This is a genomic window from Myxococcus sp. AM011 (assembly GCF_013372595.1).
GTDB classification, from domain to species: domain Bacteria; phylum Myxococcota; class Myxococcia; order Myxococcales; family Myxococcaceae; genus Myxococcus; species Myxococcus eversor.
The window spans coordinates 20,705-38,083 of record NZ_JABXEM010000087.1; the positions used below are offsets into that span (position 1 = coordinate 20,705).

At 69.6% G+C, this 17,379-nt stretch carries 13 protein-coding genes; 8 read left to right on the forward strand and 5 right to left on the reverse strand.

The genetic code is table 11. The features are described 5' to 3' along the window. Positions 1-67: 67 nt before the first annotated feature. Genes HUW62_RS19490 through HUW62_RS19500 form a run of 3 tightly spaced genes read right to left on the reverse strand, consistent with a single transcriptional unit; the run spans position 68 to position 5,598 of the window. The gene (locus tag HUW62_RS19490; protein ID WP_176435280.1) at positions 68-1,324 is read right to left on the reverse strand and encodes a TolC family protein; all 1,257 of its coding nucleotides are present in this window, start codon (positions 1,322-1,324) and stop codon (positions 68-70) included. Next, positions 1,321-4,479, reverse strand: a complete 3,159-nt coding sequence (locus tag HUW62_RS19495) for an efflux RND transporter permease subunit (RefSeq protein WP_163864403.1) — start codon at positions 4,477-4,479, stop codon at positions 1,321-1,323. Before HUW62_RS19495 ends, HUW62_RS19490 begins: the two co-directional genes overlap by 4 nt. 15 nt (positions 4,480-4,494) lie before the next feature. Next, positions 4,495-5,598, reverse strand: a complete 1,104-nt coding sequence (locus HUW62_RS19500; protein WP_163864404.1) for an efflux RND transporter periplasmic adaptor subunit — start codon at positions 5,596-5,598, stop codon at positions 4,495-4,497. Between the two features lie 137 nt (positions 5,599-5,735). Between HUW62_RS19500 and HUW62_RS19505 the strand changes: the two genes are divergently transcribed. Further along, positions 5,736-7,235, forward strand: a complete 1,500-nt coding sequence (locus tag HUW62_RS19505; RefSeq protein ID WP_176435281.1) for an ATP-binding protein — start codon at positions 5,736-5,738, stop codon at positions 7,233-7,235. Further along, entirely contained in the window at positions 7,232-8,581 is a 1,350-nt protein-coding gene (locus HUW62_RS19510) for a sigma-54 dependent transcriptional regulator (RefSeq protein ID WP_163864406.1), read from the forward strand. The genes HUW62_RS19505 and HUW62_RS19510 overlap by 4 nt, the downstream gene beginning before the upstream one ends. A gap of 4 nt (positions 8,582-8,585) precedes the next feature. Here the strand turns inward: HUW62_RS19510 and HUW62_RS19515 are convergent, their stop codons facing one another. Together HUW62_RS19515 and HUW62_RS19520 are read right to left on the reverse strand one after the other, a co-directional pair. After that, positions 8,586-9,233: a DUF4349 domain-containing protein gene (locus HUW62_RS19515; protein ID WP_163864407.1), complete on the reverse strand. Its 648-nt coding sequence runs from the start codon at positions 9,231-9,233 to the stop codon at positions 8,586-8,588. Positions 9,234-9,360: 127 nt separating this feature from the next. Next, a complete protein-coding gene (locus HUW62_RS19520; protein ID WP_163864408.1) occupies positions 9,361-9,564 on the reverse strand; it encodes a hypothetical protein in 204 nt (67 codons plus the stop codon). Between the two features lie 144 nt (positions 9,565-9,708). Here HUW62_RS19520 and HUW62_RS19525 point away from each other — a divergent pair, with 144 nt between their 5' ends. The 6 genes from HUW62_RS19525 to coaBC all read left to right on the forward strand — a co-directional run bounded on the left by HUW62_RS19525 (position 9,709) and on the right by coaBC (position 17,276). Further along, positions 9,709-10,317 carry a hypothetical protein gene (locus tag HUW62_RS19525; protein ID WP_176435282.1) on the forward strand — a complete coding sequence of 203 codons (609 nt, stop codon included), beginning with the start codon at positions 9,709-9,711 and terminating at the stop codon, positions 10,315-10,317. A 51-nt stretch (positions 10,318-10,368) separates the two neighbouring features. After that, positions 10,369-10,881: an FHA domain-containing protein gene (locus HUW62_RS19530; RefSeq protein WP_163864410.1), complete on the forward strand. Its 513-nt coding sequence runs from the start codon at positions 10,369-10,371 to the stop codon at positions 10,879-10,881. Between the two features lie 61 nt (positions 10,882-10,942). Then, positions 10,943-12,229, forward strand: a complete 1,287-nt coding sequence (locus tag HUW62_RS19535) for a Stp1/IreP family PP2C-type Ser/Thr phosphatase (RefSeq protein ID WP_163864411.1) — start codon at positions 10,943-10,945, stop codon at positions 12,227-12,229. 105 nt (positions 12,230-12,334) lie between these two features. Then, positions 12,335-12,847 carry a hypothetical protein gene (locus tag HUW62_RS19540; protein ID WP_176435283.1) on the forward strand — a complete coding sequence of 171 codons (513 nt, stop codon included), beginning with the start codon at positions 12,335-12,337 and terminating at the stop codon, positions 12,845-12,847. Positions 12,848-13,001: 154 nt separating this feature from the next. Then, positions 13,002-15,980: a carboxypeptidase-like regulatory domain-containing protein gene (locus HUW62_RS19545; RefSeq protein ID WP_176435284.1), complete on the forward strand. Its 2,979-nt coding sequence runs from the start codon at positions 13,002-13,004 to the stop codon at positions 15,978-15,980. Between the two features lie 63 nt (positions 15,981-16,043). Beyond that, positions 16,044-17,276 carry a bifunctional phosphopantothenoylcysteine decarboxylase/phosphopantothenate--cysteine ligase CoaBC gene (gene coaBC, locus HUW62_RS19550; RefSeq protein WP_176435285.1) on the forward strand — a complete coding sequence of 411 codons (1,233 nt, stop codon included), beginning with the start codon at positions 16,044-16,046 and terminating at the stop codon, positions 17,274-17,276. The last annotated feature ends 103 nt before the right edge of the window (positions 17,277-17,379 follow it).

A 17,379-nucleotide genomic window follows, 5' to 3' on the forward strand; every position in this document is an offset into this window, starting at 1 on the left:
GATTGTCCTTCAAGTGGGAGTGCCCCGCGAGGTCTCAGCCCGCACCTCGCGGAGCACTGCGGGCCTTTCAGCGGGAGGGTGAGAGGGTCTCCAGTCCCGAGGCGAACAACACCGCCGCTTCCGCCTGCTGAACGGCCTCCTGCTGACGCAGGTGCAGCAGCCGCAGGTCCTTCAAGGAGCGGAGCGCGTCGAGCAGCTCCAGGATGCTCCCGCGTCCTTCGCGATATGCGTCCTCCGCCATCTTCCTGAGAATGGGGAGCCGCTCCACCACCTCGTGCTCCAGCGTGGCGAGGGCCTGGCTCCGGCCCGAAAGGACCGCATGGGCGCGGGCCAGCTCCGCTCGCGCCTCGGCGACCTCCGCGTCCAGTGCACGTGACTCCGCGTCCACTTCAGCCGAAGCCCGGGCAATCGCGCCCTGGTTGCGGTCGAACAGCGGCACCGGCAATGACAGGCCCAGGTACACCGACACACTGTTCTCCCGACGAGTCAGCAAGGTGCCCGCGGCCAGGGAGGGCACGGGAAGCCGCTCACGGCGCGCCAGGGAGAGGCTGCCCCGAGCCATGGCCTGTCGCTCGCGAACCGCGACGAGCGACGGTCGGTGCTCCCGAGCCTGTTCCCACAGGCGCTCCAGGTCAGGCATCGCGTGGGTGTTCCCCACGGTCCCCCGTGCACGAGGACTCCACTGGGGAAAGCCGAGCAGGCTCGCGAGCTGTCCGGCAGCATCCTCGACATCCGCCCGCGCGTTCCGCACCTCGACTTCCAGTGAGCGACTCTCGACGCCGATGCGCTCCACGTCGTAGCGACTGGTCTCACCGGCGGAGGCCCGTCCCCGGACGACCTGCTCCACGCCGCCCAGGTCCGTCTGGTTCTCCTCCAGGATGCGCAGCGACTCCTGTCGCGCCAGCAGCGCCGCGAAGGCCTCGCGCACCGCCAGCGTCCGCTCCGCGAGGGATGAGGCCACTCGCGCCTGTTCGGCCTTCACGCCCAGGTCCGCCACCTCGCGGCGAACGCCTCGCTGTCCGAAGAGGAGCAGCGGTTGCTCCAAGGTGAGCTGGTGCTGGGACACCGCGCCGGTATTGGCGCCCGAGGCCAGACGCTGTCCGCCGTAGCTGAGCGACGGATTGGGCAGCATGCCCGCCGTGACTCGCTCCGCCGCGGCCACGTCTACACGCGCCCGCTCCGCGGCTGTCCACGGACTGTGCTCGGCCAGCAAGCTCAGGGCTTCCTCGAGGGTGACGGACTCCGGAAGGCGCGGGTCCTGGGCCCGCGCGCCGCCGGTATTGAGGACCATCCACAAGACACCGAATGCAATGAAGTGCTTCATGCCGCCGCCACCTCCACCGGGTGCTCCTTCCTGTCTTCGTGCGGGTTGTCGGGCAGATGGACCAGGTCTTCCTCTGGCTCCGCTGTCGTGCCAGACGTCTTGCTCGCGAGGACGCTGTACAAGGCTGGCAGCGCGAACAGCGTCACCAGCACCGTGGTCACCAATCCACCGATGATGACGACGGCGAACGGGCGCTGCGTCTCGCTGCCCACGCCCTGGGAGAGCGCGGCGGGCATCAGGCCCAGCATGGCGAGCATCGCCGTCATGAGCACCGCGCGGAACCGGCTCGCCGCACCCGAGGGCAGGGCGGAGGCCAGTGCTTCTCCGGCGCGTCTGCGTTCATCCACGGCGCTCACCACCAGCAGGGAGGCCAGACACACCTGACCCAGCAAGGTGATGAAGCCCACCGCCGCGCTGACCGACAGGGGGATGCCACTGAGGGCCAGCGCGAAGACGCCTCCGCACATGGCGAACGGAGCCACGCCCAGGACGGCGGTGGCGCTGCGCAGCGAGCCCAGCGCGGCATAGAGCAGGGCGAAGACGACGACGAAGGAGATGGGCACGATGACGGCCAGTCGCCCGAGCGCCCGTTGCTGGTTCTCGAACTCGCCGCCCCACACCAGGAAGTTCCCATCGGGGACCGTCACGTCGCGGCCGACGCTCTCCATCGCCTCCTGGATGGTGGAGCCCAAGTCCCTTCCTTCGACGTTGAATTTCAGCGCGAGCATGCGGCTGTTGCCCTCGCGGTTGATGTTGGCGCGGCCGATGGCCTTCTCGATGTGAGACACCTCCCGCAGGGGCACATGTCCACCGCTGACGGTGGGCACGAGGATGTTGCCGATGCGCTCCTCGTTCTCGCCCTCCGACGGCGCGAACTTCACGCGCACGGGAACGGGGCGCTCCTGCTCCCACAGCTCCGTCACCACCCGGCCGCTGAGCGCCGTCTCCACCACGTCCTGCGCTGTCGTGACGTCGATGCCCGCCCGGGCCAGTGCCGGCCGGTCCAGCACCACCTGGAGCTGCGGCACGTCCGAGTCACGGTAGAGGCCCAGGTCCACCACGCCCTCGACCTCCTGGAGCGAGGCAATCGCCGCCTCCAGCGTGCCGCGCATCACCTCCAGGTCCGTGCCGAACACCTTCAGCACCACCTTGCCGCGCACGCCGCTGACGGCCTCCTCGACGTTGTCCTTGATGGGCTGCGAGAAGTTGAAGCCCACGCCGGGAATCTCGGACAGGGAGGCGCGCATCTCCCGCACCAGCCGCTCCTTGTCCCAGCCCGGGCGCCACGTCTCGGTGGGCCTGAGCCGGACGAACGTCTCGCTCATGTTGACGCCTTCGTTGTCCGTGCCGTCCTCGGGGCGGCCCTGCTCGCTGAGGGTCTCCAGCACCTCGGGGAACGCGAGCGCGCGCTTGCGCACCTCCAGGAGGATGTCCGCGCCTTTCTCCAGCGAGATGCTGGGTGGCATCTCCACGAAGATGAGGATGTCCCCTTCGTCCAGCTCAGGCAGGAACTCGCTGCCCACCTGGGTGGAGGCCACTGCCGTGCCCAGCACCAGCGCGCCCAGGCAGGCGAAGACCAGGCGTCGTCGGCCGAGCAGGCCCTGGACGGCTCGGGCATACGCCTCGCGCATCGTGACGAGCAGCTTCGGCTCCTTCACCTCGGCGTCCTGGGGCCGCAGCAACAGGGCGCAGAGCGCGGGGACCACGGTGAGGGCGAACACGAGCGCGCCGATGAGGGCGAAGCCGTACGTCAGTGACAGCGGTCGGAAGATGCGTCCCTCCACGCGCTCCAGCGTGAAGACGGGGAGGAGGGCGGCGATGATGATGGCCATCGCGAAGAAGGTGGGCCGAGCCACGTCGAGCGCCGAGTGGAGGATGAGGCCGAGCATCTCCTTGCGTCCCTTGGGCCGCCGCGCCCCCGCCACGTGGAGCACGTTCTCCACCAGCACCACCGCGCCATCCACGAGGATGCCGAAGTCGATGGCCCCCATGGAGATGAGGTTGGCGGGAAGTCCCAGCGCCTTGAGGCCGATGAACGCGGTGAGCAGCGCGAGCGGAATGACGGACGCGACGATGAGCGAGCAGCGCAGGCTGCGCAGGAAGAGCCACACCACCGCGACGACGAGCAGCGCGCCGTGCAGCAGGTTGTGGTGCACCGTGGACAGCGTCTGCCCGACAAGCATGCTCCGGTCATAGAACGGCTCGATGCGCATCCCCTTGGGGAGCACGCTCTCGTTCAGTTCCTTCACCTTCGCGTGGACACCTTCCAGCACCGCGCTCGGGTTCTCGCCTCGGCGCAGGAGGACGACGCCTTCGGCCACGTCCATGGACAGGTCATGTCCCACGGTTCCGCGTCGCGGCGTATGCGAAGCCACCACGCGCGCCACGTCGCCCACCGTGACAGGCGTGCCGTCCTCGCTCTTCAGGACGATGTCCTGGACGTCTCGCGGCGAGCGGAGGTAGCCCACGCCTCGGATGAGCAGCTCCTGGTCTCCATGTTTCAGGAACCCGCCGCCCACGTTCCGGTTCGAGCGCTCCAGCGCTTCGGTGACCTGGGCCAGTGTGAGGTCGTGGGCGAGCAGTCGCGACGGGTCCACCTGGATGTGCAGCTCCTTGAGGAAGCCGCCGAAGCTGAGCACGTCCGCCACGCCCGGCACCTGTCGCATCAGGCGCGCGATGTTCCACTCCATCTCGGAGCGCGTCTCCGCGAGCGTGTGCCGCTCACTCAGCACGCGGAACTGGTAGATTTCTCCGAGCGGCGTGGCCTCGGGCGCGAGCCGCACGTCCGCGCCGTCCGGCAGGTCCGCCGAGGCGAGTCGCTCGCTGACGACGGTGCGCGCCTTGAATGGGTCCGCCGCGTCGTCGAAGGTGAGGGAGATGAGCGACAGGCCGAAGAGGCTCTCGCTGCGCATCTGCATCATCATCGGCGTGCCGTTGAGGACACGCTCGATGGGGACCGTCACCTGTCGTTCAATCTCCTCGGGCGCGAGGCCTGGGAATTGCGCGATGACGTTGACCTGGAGGTTGGTGACGTCCGGGAACGCCTCCACGGGCGTGTCCAGGTAGGCCTTCACTCCATAGAGGCCGATGGCCAGGGTGATGAGGATGACGGGGATGCGTCGTCTGACGCAGGACTCGATGAGGGCTTTCAACATGGTTTTTCCCCGGCCTCAGAGCAACTGGTCCGCCGCGCCATCGAGGAGCAGGGCGCCCTGGGTGACGACCTTCTCTCCCGGGGACAGGCCGGAGATGACGCGCACCCGTCCTTCCACCGACTGCGCCACCGCCACGGTGCGCCGCTCGAAGGTGAGGGAGTCCTGTTGCACGTAGACGACCAGTTGTTTGCCATTGCGGATGAGCACCGCCTGGGCCGGCAGGGTGATTCCCGCGTCCGTCGCTTCGATGCGCACGCGGCCGAACATGCCGGGCCGCATTCCCGCGCCCGAGGTGTCCAGGTGGATGCGCACGGGCGCCGTCCGCGAGCCCGCCGTGACGACCGTGCCCACGGAGATGACCTGGCCGGACAGCGGCCCCCGCTCGGAGGGCAACTCCACCTGGACCTTCGCGCCCTCGCGAACCAGAGGCAGGTCCCGCTCGAAGACCTCGGCCACGACCCAAAGCGCGGAGGGGTCTCCGACTTCGACGAGTGGCTCGCCTCCTGGTTGGAGTGAAGCGCCCACGCTGGCGTTGCGCGACAGCACGGTGCCGGCGATGGGCGCGCGCAGCACGAGCGTGGAGCCCGTGCCTCCTCCCACGAAGCTGGAGGCGGACTGCGCGCGGGAGAGCTCGGCCTGTGCCTCGGCCAGACGGGTCTCCGCGGCCAGCCGCTCGCGTTCAATTCCCACGCCCTGCTCCTGCATGCGGCGCTCGCGCTCGACGGCGAGCTGGGACTCCCGCAGGGCCGCCGTCGCTGTCAGCACCGCCGTGCGAGCAGACGACGCCTCAGGACAGTCGAGCGTCACCAACGCATCGCCCGGCTTCACCGTGTCGCCGGTGCGGACATGGACGGTGACGACCCGGCCCGCGAAGGGCGCGGCCACGCGGGCGATGGCTTCGTCACGGAAGGCCACTCGGGCGGGGGCCTGGAGCAGCGCGCCACTGGAGTCCGGGCTCACCACGGTGGTGGTGACGAAGGCGCGAGAGCCCTCGGCGATCTGGAGGAGCCCCTCCTGAGCGGGCTTTGGGGGTATGCGCTCCGGTGGGGCATGGGCGGGAGCCCCGTCGGAACAGCCGGCGGCGAGGGCCAGCAAGGCGAGCAACGAAAGTCGGGTCATGCCCATCCCCTGGGCAAGTCCTGGTCCACGGCCTCTTCGACTCAACCTCTTGGAATCACGAGCATCAGGGCTGCTGCCCGAGCAGGCGTGAGTGGTGAATCTTGAACCATCTGTGCACTTTCGCCACAGTCGGCGCGGTGAGAATCTCGACGAAGCTCGGGCTCGGGCTGGCGCTCACGAGCGCCGTCATCCTGGGCTCCCACGGCTACCGGCAGCTCCAGCGCGAGGAGGCGGACCTGCGCGGGGCGTCCGAGCACGAGTCCCGCTTGCTCGGAGTCGCCCTCCAGGTCGCGGTGGAGAACGCGCTGCGCGACGGCCAGTCCGCGGACGTGCGGGAGATGCTCGAGTCGCTGGAGCTTCGAGACCCGAGCGTGGACGTGCTGGTCTTCGACGCACGCGGAGGGCTGAAGGTCCACTCCTGGGGCGGAACGCAGGCGCGCCTGCTCGTCGAGTCGGACATCCACGAGGTGATGGCGTCCTCCAGGGTGGTCAGTCGATTCGAGGGGCCCGAGGGCCTCTCCCATCTGTCCGTCGTCCTCCCGTTGCGCGGAGATGATGGCGCGCCGCTGGGAGCGCTGGCGGTGGTGAAGCCGTTGGATGGCTTGCGACAGGACCTCCAGGCCACGCGGCTGAGCGCGCTGCTGTCGGTGCTGATGCTCATCGCGGGAATCTCGCTGGTGGGGTGGCTGCTGGTGCTGCTGTACATCCAGCGCCCCCTGGCGCGTGTCGCGGGCGCGATGCGCACGGTGCGCGGCGGTGACTTCTCCGCCACCGTGCAGCCGTATCAGCGGGACGAAGTGGGAGAACTCACCCAGGCCTTCAATGCGATGATGAAGGAGCTGGCGGAGGCGAGGGGACGGCTCGACGCGGAGGTGGAGACGCGCATCGCCCTGGAGACGGGCCTGCGTCGCGTGGACAAGCTGGCGACGTTGGGACAGCTCTCCGCGGGACTGGCCCATGAGATTGGCTCTCCGCTGCTCATCCTCGGCGGACGTGCGCAGGCACTCGCCGCGAGGACCGAGCTGCCCGAGGACGTCCGTCGCAACGCGGGCATCCTCGTGGAGCAGTCCGAGCGCATCACCCGCACGGTGCGACAGTTGCTGGAGTTGACGCGCAGGAGGCCCACGCGGATGGAGACGCTCGACGTGCTCGTGCCGGTGCGCGCGGTGGTGGAGTTGCTGGAGTTGGATGCGCGCAAGCGAGGAGTGCGGCTGGCGCTCGACAGCGAGGCGTCACTGCCCGCTGTCCTGGCGGATGCCGATGGCGTGCAGCAGGTGGCGTTGAATCTCCTGACCAATGCGCTCCGCGCCACGCCTCGGGGTGGGACGGTGCGGGTGTCGCTGGCACGAGGCGCCTTCCGCCTCGCCCCAGCGCTGCGGGAGCGTGAGGGCGTGAGGTTGGTGGTGGTGGACACGGGCGTGGGCATCGACGCGGACTGCCAGTCGCGCATCTTCGAGCCGTTCTTCAGCACGTGGCCCGAGCAGGGTGGCACGGGCCTGGGGCTCGCGGTGGTGAAGGCCATCGTCGCCGAGCATGGAGGTGCTGTCTCGGTGGCGTCGCGGGTGGGTGCGGGCAGTGAGTTCACGGTGCATCTGCCAGTCGCGGACGATGACTCGCGGGGAGAGGTGGCGGCATGAGCGCGGTGGAGCGGCGACTGCTCGTCCTGGATGACGACGCGGGAGTGGTGGACTTCCTCTGTGAGAGCCTGACCGGGCGTGGCTACACGACGGTGGGCTTCACGTCGCCGACGGAGGCGCTCGCGCGGTTTCGCGAGGAGTCGTTCGACCTGGTGATTTCCGATGTGGAGATGCCCGAGCTGCGGGGCACCGAGTTGCTGGAGGCGCTCCTCTCGGAGAAGCCGGGGCAGCTCGTGCTGCTCATCACCGCGTTCGGCAGCATCGAACTGGCGGTGACCGCGGTGAAGGCCGGGGCGTGCGACTTCGTCACCAAGCCCTTCAACATCGACGTGCTCGTGCTCTCCATCGAGCGCGCCCTTCGAGAGCGTCAGCTCCGACGAGAAATCGTCCGCCTGCGCGCGGCCGTGCCCATGGATGCGCCGGGAGGACTCGTGGCCCGCAGTCCCGCGATGCGCAAGCTGTTGGAGATGGCCCGCCGCGCCGCGCGCACGGACTCCACGGTGTTGCTCACTGGCGAGACGGGGACGGGCAAGAGCGCGCTCGCGCACCTGGTCCACGCTTCGAGTGCCCGGCGCTCCGAGCCCTTCCTCCAGCTCAACTGCGCGACCCTTCCGCCCGGACTCGCGGAGAGCGAGTTGTTCGGCGCGCGGCGCGGCGCCTTCACCGATGCGCGCGAGGACCGGGCCGGCGTCTTCGCGGCGGCGGGGGCGGGGACACTCTTCCTCGATGAAGTGGGCGAGCTGTCCCTGGAGGTCCAGGCCAAGCTCCTCCAGGCGCTGGAGACGGGCAAGGTGCGGCCCCTGGGGGCGAGCGCGGAAGTCACGGTGCGCGCACGCGTGGTGGCCGCGACGAATCGTCCGTTGGAGGAGCTGCTGCGCGAGGGCCGCTTCCGGCCAGACCTCTACTACCGCCTCAACGTCATCCGCCTGGAGGTGCCTCCGCTGCGCGAGCGGCGCGAGGACATCGTCCCGCTGGTGGACTTCTTCCTGGGACGGCTCGGCGGAGTCCAGGCGCGAGAGGTGCTCGGCGTGTCGGCGGCGGCGATGCGCAGGCTGGTGGGGTACGCGTGGCCCGGCAATGTGAGGGAGCTGGCCAACCTGCTCGAACGCGCGGTGGCGATGACGGACCACGACACGCTGGTGCCCGAGGACTTCGACCTGCCCGGCGCTGGAGACCCGGGCATGCGCTCCCTGTTCTCACGTGCGACAGGAGAGGAGCCGCCGCTGGAGGACGTGGAGCGGGCCTACGTGCGCCGCATCGTCGACGCGCACGGTGGCAACAAGGCCGCCGCGGCGCGCATCCTCGGCATCAACCGCCGCACGCTCTACCGGAAGCTGGGGGAGTGACGCGTCAGTCCCAGACGAAGAGCCACTTGATGCCCTTGCCGAGCCCGTAGAACACCCAGCCCAGGGGCCCGGGGCTCACCGGTCGCTTGAAGTCCAGGAACACCGAGGACAGGGTGATGTTGCCCTCCAGTCCCTCCAGGTGCGCCTTGACGGTCTCGTATTCGAGGGTGATGCGCTCCAACTCCTTCTCCACCTTGAGCGTGTCCTCGACGGTGACCGCGCGCTGGAGCAGCTCCAGGTAGCGCTCGCGGATGCGTGTCAGGTTGTCCAGGCGCACCTTGAGGTCGCGGTGCGCGTCCGTCACGTCCTCGGCGGAGACACTCTTGCTCGCCACCGTGCCCAGCGCGGGCACCGCGGCCAGGAAGCCCTCCAACTGTTCGGCCGGAATGCGCACCAGGACGGTCTCCGTCATCACCTGTTGGGCATAGCCCCCGTGGGTCTTCGCCAGCGCGGTGGCTCGCGCGGGCCCCTTCTCCGGCTCGTCGCACTCCACCTGCAGGGAGGCGCGATGGATGATGGACCGACCCTCGATGGCCGCGCCCGGGGCACCTCCCCGCGCCGACAGGCCGTCGCTGACCTCCGCCCGCGCGTGCGGTCGAGAGGTGGAGCACGCCAGGAGCGCGAGGACGGGGACGAGGAGGAGCGGGCGCACGGAGTTCCTTGGGAAAAGAGGACAGTCGCGAACTTCCTCAGGACGCCCCCGCGCTTTTCCGCGTTCCATCCTCCGGCATCAGGGGCCCCGATGAAGAGGGCCCCTGAGCGGAACCTCACGACGACTGCTAGGAGACGCGGGCGACGGGGGCTGGCTGCACGCCATCGCCCTCGTAGTAGATGCTCGCGCACCCCTTCTCGTAGACGACGAGCACGCGATCACTCTGGCCCAGCAGGTCGGAGGCTTTCTCCGTGGCCTTGCGGACCAAGGTGTCGAACTTCGCCGAGCTCTGGCTCTGCTTGCTGCTGGCCCGGACTGTCACGACTGGCATGCGGTGTCCCGCTCCTTGGTGCCCCATGGTGGGCGGCTCCAGGCAAGGCCCGGCTCCGTACCCATCCGCAGGTAACCAACGCGTCATAGCCAACCCAACACTTCGTTGACAAGCGCTCCGCTCCGTGGCGGGAAGAGGGTTCCTATGCACCGCAAGCTCTTCGTCCTGCTGGTTTTTACGCTGGGTCTTGTTTCCACCGCCCAGGCCCAGTCCAAGTCCCGGTCGAAACGCGAGCACGTCTCGCCCACGCCCGCCTGGTTGCCTCGAGGCGTCGTCCTGGGCGCCTCGCTCCGGGATGAGCTGCTCACCTCCCGTCTGAAGGTGCAGTGGCAGTGGGCCTTCTTCCAGGACCGCAAGGACGCCTTCGTCTTCCTGGTCGAAGGTGGGTTGGGGTGGGGCACCGCGATGCCGAACCCGGTGGCGGGCAAGCCCGAGACGCTCCTGGGCTCGTACTACGAGCACACCGCCCAGGTGGGCGTGGGCTACCGCAACCACCTGCCCAACAGCCTGCACTGGGGGTTCCAGGTGACGGGCGGGCCCGTCTTCTATGGCGCCCACTTCGACGGCGGCGCGCCTCCGGACAAGCACACCGTGGGTATCATCGAGGGCCGCATCCAGGTGGGCTACCAGTTCGAGCAGATGGCCGCGGGCTTCACCGTGGGCTACGGCGAGCCCTTCGGACTCAAGCGGCGCTACCTGGGCCGGAGCTTCGTGGGCGGCCCCATGGTCGGGTTGTTCGTGGATTGGCGGTAAAGTCCGCGTAGACTGGGTTTCGCGGGAATCTCCCCCTCCCGCGCCCCTCGTATGCCCGAGCTGCTGAGCGCCCATGTTTCGCGGTACCTGCGCAACCGGGGCGACCTCGAGCGGCAGTTGCCGCCCGGGCTGCTCGTCTTCTCGCCTTCGCCGCCGCCCGAGAGCCTGTCGGAGCAGGAGGAGTACCGGTTGAAGACGGTGACGAACGCGGGGCCGCCGACGCTGGGGGCGAACGAGCCGGTGGTGTTTCCGGTGGTGAAGTCCCGGACGAACGCCTTCGGGCGGGGAATCACGGTGGGCCGCACGGGCAACAACGACGTGGTGCTGGATGACGGCAGCGTGTCGCGCTTCCACGCCTGGTTCGCCCGCGACGAAGCCCAGGCGGGCATCCTCTTGACGGATGCCGGCTCGAAGAATGGCTCATGGCTCGGCGGGGTTCGGCTCGCCCCTCGCAAGCCCGTCCTCCTGGAGGACGGTGTCCGGTTGCGCTTCGGACAGGTGGAGCTGGCGTTCTACACGGCAAGCGGCTTTGTCCGGATGCTCGCGATTCGGATGGCTCCCTGAGCCTTGCCACGTCTCCAGCGGCCTGCATAACGTGCGGAGTCGCCTACAGTCACACACGGGAGTGTTCGCGGTGGCCTTGACCACAGAAGCCTTCGGACTGACCGACGTCGGCCGCAAGCGGCAGCACAACGAAGACGCGATGCTGGTGGACGTGTCACTCGGCCTGTACGTGGTGGCCGACGGCATGGGTGGGCACGCGGCGGGTGAGGTCGCCAGCAATCGGGCCACCGAGGTGGTCAAGCAGCACATCACCTCGAACCGGCATCTGCTGAAAGACCTGGGTAACAACCCCACGGCGGATAGTCGGTCCGCGGCGGCGGCGCTGGTGGAAGTGGCCGTGCAGCGCGCGTGCGCGGACATCTACCGCACGGCGATGACGGACTCGACCAAGCGGGGCATGGGGACGACCTTCGTGTGCCTGGCGGTGGGAGGCAACAAGGCCGTCATCGGCCACGTGGGCGACAGCCGCGTCTATCTGGTGAGACATGGTCAGTGTCACCGGCTGACGGAGGACCACACGCTGGTCGCCGCGCAGCTCAAGGCCGGCACCATCACCAAGGAGCAGGCGGCCACGTCGCAGTACCGCAACGTGATTACGCGCGCGGTGGGCATCCAGGAGTCGGTCCAGGTGGACACGCTCATCGTGGACCTGGTGCCCGGCGACATGTTCATCCTCTGTTCGGACGGCCTGCATGGCTACGTCGAGGACGAGGAGATGCTGCCGTTGGTGTCGGGGCTCCAGCCGGGGGACCTGCCCAAGCGGCTCATCGACGTCGCGAACGAGCGCGGCGGCAAGGACAACATCACCGCGGTGGTGGTGAAGGTGGCCGGCGACAGCGCGGCCATGGCGAACGAGGAGACGAGCGAAGCGCAGTCGCGCATGGAGGCGCTGCGCAAGATTCCGCTCTTCCGTCACCTCACGTACAAGGAGCAGACGGCGGTGCTGTCCATCGCCACCACGCGCACGTATCCCGCGGGCCGCGAAATCGTGGTGGAGGGACAGCCGGGCGAGGAGCTGTTCGTCGTCATCCGGGGCCGGGTGGCGATTGAAAAGAACGGCGTGGAGATCGCCGAGCTGCGCTCCGGTGGGCACTTCGGAGAGATGGGGCTCATCGACAACGCGCCGCGCTCGGCGACGGTGCGAGCGACGGAGCCCACCCGGACCATGGTCATCTCCCGTCCGGACTTGATGGGCTTGATGAAGCGCGAGTCCATCCTCGCGGTGAAGATGCTTTGGAGCTTCGTGCAGGTGCTGAGCGACCGGTTGCGCGCGACCAACTCGGAGTTGAGCGAGGCCCGACAGGAGCTCGCCGTGGCGCAGGCCATCCAGCCCTTCGCGGAAGAGTGAGGGGGCGCGCACATGAGCGAGCGAACGCGTCGTGCCCCTATTGCTTCGTCCCGTTCACGTCAGACCCGCCACGTACCTTCCCGCCAAACCGTGGTGGGAGGTCGCATGGCGAGGGCGGTGGGGCGGGACGTGATGGTGCGGTTGATCGGCGAGGTCGCGGAGCTCCGGGAGGAGATGAAGACCACGCGAACCCATACGCGCATCATGTCGTCGGGGATGAGCTACGCGCTGACGAGCCTGGGGTCCATGCGCGAGAACATGGGCGCGATGCAGGTCAACATGGGCGTCATGCGCGAGAACATGGGCGTGATGCAGTCCAACATGGACGCCATGCGGCAGAACATGGACGTCATGTGGCAGAGCATGGACGTCACGCGGCAGAACATGGACGTCATGTGGCGGAACATGGATTCCTTCCGCTCGAATGCGGATGTCATGATGACGCACGTGGAGTCGGTGGTGGGCGAGCTTCGCGCCCTGTCTGGCGGACTCCAGCGAATGGATGCTCACGCTGGCCGCATGGCCCGGCTGCTCGGCTCGCTGGCGGATTCGACGAACGCGCGCTTCGAGCAGGTGGAGAAGCGCCTGACCGCGCTCGAGGACGACGAGAAGCACTGACGGGCGCATGACGGTGTCGTCCCGGTGGCAACGCAGGCCACCGGGTGGGAACGCGTCATGGGGGGAGCGTCCGGGAGACGACGAGGTCCGGAATTTCCGGTGGGAATCACCCGTTCCGGGCCCGGCCGCGGGCTAAGGTCCGAGAGACGTGCGCATGCGCAACTGGATTCTCATAGGGGTGATGTCAGCCCTGGTGGTGGCCGGGGCCGCCTGGCTCTGGTCCCATTCCGAGAGCGGACCTGGGAGTACTTCGTCCACCGCGTCCCCGCATTCCACGCCGAAGTCGCTGCCCGAGTTCTCCGCGGTGGAGGTCTCCTCGGCAGGCCAGGAGGGGCTGGCGCTCACCGGCCGCGTGCTGGACTCGGCCGGCAAGCCCGTGTCGGGCGCGGAGGTCTTCCTCGCGGCCAGCGCCGAGCGGACGCTGGTCGACGTGCGCTGCGATGAGTGCGACCAGGCCCTCTTGTCCTGCCCCGCGCGCGAGTCCACGCTGCACACGCTCGCCTTCTTCGAACAACAGCGGGGCTTCCTCAGTCCTCGCGCCACGGTGCTCACGGATGCGGAAGGACGCTTCCGGTTCGAGCACCTCGTGGGTGTGTCCTTCTCCGTGTGGGCCCGCGCCTCGGGCCTGGGGGTGGCACTGAGGGACAGGGCCGCCCCGGGAGACCCGGTGGAGCTGTACCTGCCGCCCTTGCGCTCCATTCGCGGCCAGGTGGTGGACGATGCGGGGCAGCCGCTCCTGGGCGCTCGCGTGCACGCCGTCTCCCGCCGCGTGCCGCTGCCCTTCGAGGCGGAGTCCGGCGCGGAAGGTGTCTTCTCCCTGGAGGGACTCGGCGAGGGCCCGTTCTATGTGCTGGCCATGGCGGAGGGATATCTGCCCGCCGTGGAGGCTCACGTCGAGGCCGGGCCCCAGCCGGTGCGGTTGCAGTTGACGCCCGCGCGCACGCTGGAGGTCCGAGTCATGCGACAGGGCAAGCCCGCCGCCGCGACGGTGCGCCTGCGTGCCGACCATCTCTCGCGTGAGCTGCGCACCGAAGGCGAGGTGGTGCGCTTCACCGGGCTGTATCCGGATGAGCTGGTGGTGACGGCGGAGGCCCCGGGGTTGGGCTCGGCCCCGCGGACGCTGACGCTCGATGCGCGCGTGACGCAGGTGACGCTGGAGCTGGAAGAGGCGGGCAAGCTGCTCGTCACCGTGGTGGATGAGGCTGGCCAGCCCGTGCCCGCTCCGGAGCTGATGCTGCGCACCGCGCGGGGTGAACTGGTCCGCCGCGAGCGCGCCGCCACGGGCGCCCTGGTGGAACTGGGACCGCTGGCTGTCGGTGAGTACCTGCTGGAGGGCAAGGCGGAGGGCTTCCGCGACACGCAGCTCCCCGCGCGCGTGGGCAAGGGCGAGACGACGCTGGAGTTGGAGCTGGAGCGCGCCACGCTCATCACCGGACGGGTGATGGACGAATACGGCCGCCCCGCGCCCCGCGTGTCCGTGCTGGTGCAGCCCACGGGCGCGACGGTGCTGGCGGACGGGGAAGGGCACTTCTCCGCGCAGGTGCCCACGCCGGGCCTGTACGAACTGCACGCGCACCACTCGGAGTGGGGCGGTGGTCAGGTGAAGGTGACGGCGCCGGCCTCGGGCGTCGAGCTTCCGCTGGAGCCACACGCCGCGCTGGAGGTGACGGTGTCGTCCGGTGGTCGCCGCGTCGAGGGCGCGGACGTGGTGCTGTGGGTGGACCAGGAAGGCATCTTCCGGAGCGACAGGCCCTCCGGTCCGGACGGCGTCGTGCCCATGCGCGGGCTTCCGGAAGGGACGTACTCGATGGTGGCTTCGCATCCGGACTACCAGCCCTCCGAGCGGCGGCAGGTGACGGTGGCGGATGGCCAGACGCTCAAGCTGGAGGCGGAGCTGAAGCCCGGCGCGCCCCTGACGGGCGACGTGGTGGACATGCAAGGCGAGCCCGTGGCCGGGGCCTCGTTGTCGGTGGTGCCACGCGGCGCGGAGCCCGTCATGAGCGACGCTCGGGGACACTTCGAGTTCCGCTCGCTGCGCCCGGACCGGGGCTACCGCCTGGAGGTGAAGCACTCCGGTTATGACCAGACGGAGCGCGCGGAGGGCAAGGCGGGCGGGCCGCCGGTCAAGGTCGTGCTCAAGAAGCGCGATGTCTTCCGGGGACGCGTCGTCGGGGATGACGGCGCGCCGGTGCGTCGCTTCCGGATGGACGAGCATCAGGTGGACAGCCCGGACGGCCGCTTCGAACTGGCGCTGCCCACGGCGGGTGACCGCGTCATCGTCGCGGTGGATGCCTCCGGCTACGAGCCGCTGATGGTGGACCGTCCCGCGTCACCCGAATTGGGAGACCTGGTGCTGGAGAAGCTGCCGAGCATCAGTGGCCTGGTGCGCGACGCGAGCGGCGGACCAGTGGCGGACGCGGTGGTGTCCTGCGAGGTGTGCGACGAGTCGGTGCTGTCGGGGCCGGACGGCCGCTTCACGCTGGCGAGTCCCCCATATGTCGCGCGCTACACCGTGTCCGCGCGCAAGGGCCGGTTGAGCGCGACCCAGGCGGTGGAGCGAGGGAGTCGCGCGGCGCTGGAGCTGACGTTGAAGCAGGCCACCCGCCTGAGTGGCCGCGTGTTCCGCACGGGAGGCCAGCCTGCCGCGGGCATCGAGGTCGAGGCGGTGAATGGCGACCGCGGCGAGCCGCTCACCATCGTCACCGGACCGGACGGCGGGTACTCCGTGGAGGTGGCGCCGGGCAGCTACCGGTTCATGCTGGGTTCGGCACGCGAGTATTCGGGGGAGCCGGCGCTGGTGGTCCAGGTGGGCGGCGCGGAGATGCACCTGGACCTGGGGCCCTCGCCCGGGAGCGCGTCGCTCACGGTGCAGCTCAAGCCCGAGCGGGGCAAGGCGCTCTGGGTGGTGGCGGGAGAGGTCCCCGTGTCGACGAACCCGCCCGCGCAGGAGCTGATGCGCTCGCGGTGGGCGCACCTCGTCTACCAGCCGCGCTCCGAGCAGGTCGTCGTGTCGGGCCTGCCGCCCGGGCGCTACACCGTGGTGTGGGGCGCGTTCCATGTGGAGACGCCTGGAGGCCCGGAGGTGCGCGTGGTGGATGTGCCCTCGAGCGGCGAGTTGACGCTGGGGCGTTGAGGCGGCGGCGCCTGGCGCGCGGCTTCGGTTGCGAGCCGACGGGCGGGCGCATTAGGAAGCCGCATGGACGTATCGGCACTGAAGGGCCGTCGCATCGTCGTCGGCGTCGCGGGTGGCATCGCCGCGTACAAGGCCTGCGAGCTGGTGCGCGAGCTGGGACGGGCGGGCGCCGAGGTGCGGGTGGCCATGACGGAGTCCGCTCGCCAGTTCGTCACCCCACTGACCTTCCAGGCGCTCAGCGGGCATCCGGTGCTCACCGACTATTTCGACCCCTCGCAGGAGGGGAACTTCGGGCACCTGGACCTGGCGCGCTGGGCGGAGGCCTTCGTGGTGGCCCCGGCCACCGCGGACCTGCTGGCGCGGGTGCGCGCGGGCATGGCCAACGACGCGGTGACGACGTCGCTCTTGGCCTTCCGGGGGCCCGTGGTGCTGGCCCCGGCGATGAATGTGGCGATGTGGGACAACGCGATGACGCAGGAGAACGTCGCCGCGTTGCTGGCGCACTCGCGCTTCACCTTCGTCGGTCCTGGCGCGGGGCTGCTGGCCTGCGGTGACGTGGGCGAGGGACGACTGGCGGACGTGCCGGCCATCGTCGCGGGAGTGGCCGCGCGCTTCGCCCCGGGGCCGCTGGCGGGCAAGCGGGTGTTGCTGACGGCGGGCCCCACGCGCGAGTTCCTGGACCCGGTGCGGTTCATCTCCAACCCCTCCACGGGGAAGATGGGCCTGGCGCTGGCACAGGCGGCGCGCTCGCTGGGGGCCACCGTGACGGTGGTGCTGGGCCCGGTGGGCTCGGTGGACCGCACGGGCCTGGAGGTGGTGGACGTCGTGTCCGCGGAGGAGATGGCGCGCGAAGTCCTGGGGCGGGTGGGGGACGTCGACGTGTTCATCGCCACGGCGGCGGTGAGCGACTGGCGCCCGGAGTCGCGGGCCGCGCAGAAGGTGAAGAAAGGCTCGGTCTCCGGGCCGGAGACGCTGAAGCTGGTGCGCACGCCGGATGTGCTGGCGGAGGCCTCGAAGAAGGTGTCGGGACAGGCCCGTCGCCCGCTGTTGGTGGGCTTCGCCGCGGAGACGGAGCGGGTGCTGGAGCACGCACGCGAGAAGCTGGAGCGCAAGGGGCTGGACGCGATTGTCGCCAACGACGTCACGGCGCCGGGCGCGGGGTTTGGCACCGACACCAACCGGGTGACGGTGTTGACGCGTGCCGGCTCGCCCAGGAAGCTTCAGGGGACCAAGGACGCGGTGGCTCGGAGCATCCTGGAGTTGCTGCTGCCGGAGCGCCCCCCCGCGAACGGCTGAGCCTGGGCGAAGCCCGTCCATCCCGCTGGAATCCCCGCGCGACAGGGGTGTGACGCGATGTGTGGGCCTGACCCGGTGGGGACGGGTGGGCTCACCATGGGGA

Excerpts from the sequence above, each read along its gene's own strand:
- HUW62_RS19545 (WP_176435284.1), top strand. The coding sequence starts at position 13,002 with ATGCGCAACTGGATTCTCATAGGGGTGATGTCAGCCCTGGTGGTGGCC.
- HUW62_RS19530 (WP_163864410.1), top strand. The coding sequence starts at position 10,369 with ATGCCCGAGCTGCTGAGCGCCCATGTTTCGCGGTACCTGCGCAACCGG.
- HUW62_RS19525 (WP_176435282.1), top strand. The coding sequence starts at position 9,709 with ATGCACCGCAAGCTCTTCGTCCTGCTGGTTTTTACGCTGGGTCTTGTT.
- HUW62_RS19500 (WP_163864404.1), bottom strand. The coding sequence starts at position 5,598 with ATGACCCGACTTTCGTTGCTCGCCTTGCTGGCCCTCGCCGCCGGCTGT.
- HUW62_RS19520 (WP_163864408.1), bottom strand. The coding sequence starts at position 9,564 with ATGCCAGTCGTGACAGTCCGGGCCAGCAGCAAGCAGAGCCAGAGCTCG.
- HUW62_RS19540 (WP_176435283.1), top strand. The coding sequence starts at position 12,335 with ATGGCGAGGGCGGTGGGGCGGGACGTGATGGTGCGGTTGATCGGCGAG.
- HUW62_RS19510 (WP_163864406.1), top strand. The coding sequence starts at position 7,232 with ATGAGCGCGGTGGAGCGGCGACTGCTCGTCCTGGATGACGACGCGGGA.
- HUW62_RS19490 (WP_176435280.1), bottom strand. The coding sequence starts at position 1,324 with ATGAAGCACTTCATTGCATTCGGTGTCTTGTGGATGGTCCTCAATACC.
- coaBC (WP_176435285.1), top strand. The coding sequence starts at position 16,044 with ATGGACGTATCGGCACTGAAGGGCCGTCGCATCGTCGTCGGCGTCGCG.
- HUW62_RS19495 (WP_163864403.1), bottom strand. The coding sequence starts at position 4,479 with ATGTTGAAAGCCCTCATCGAGTCCTGCGTCAGACGACGCATCCCCGTC.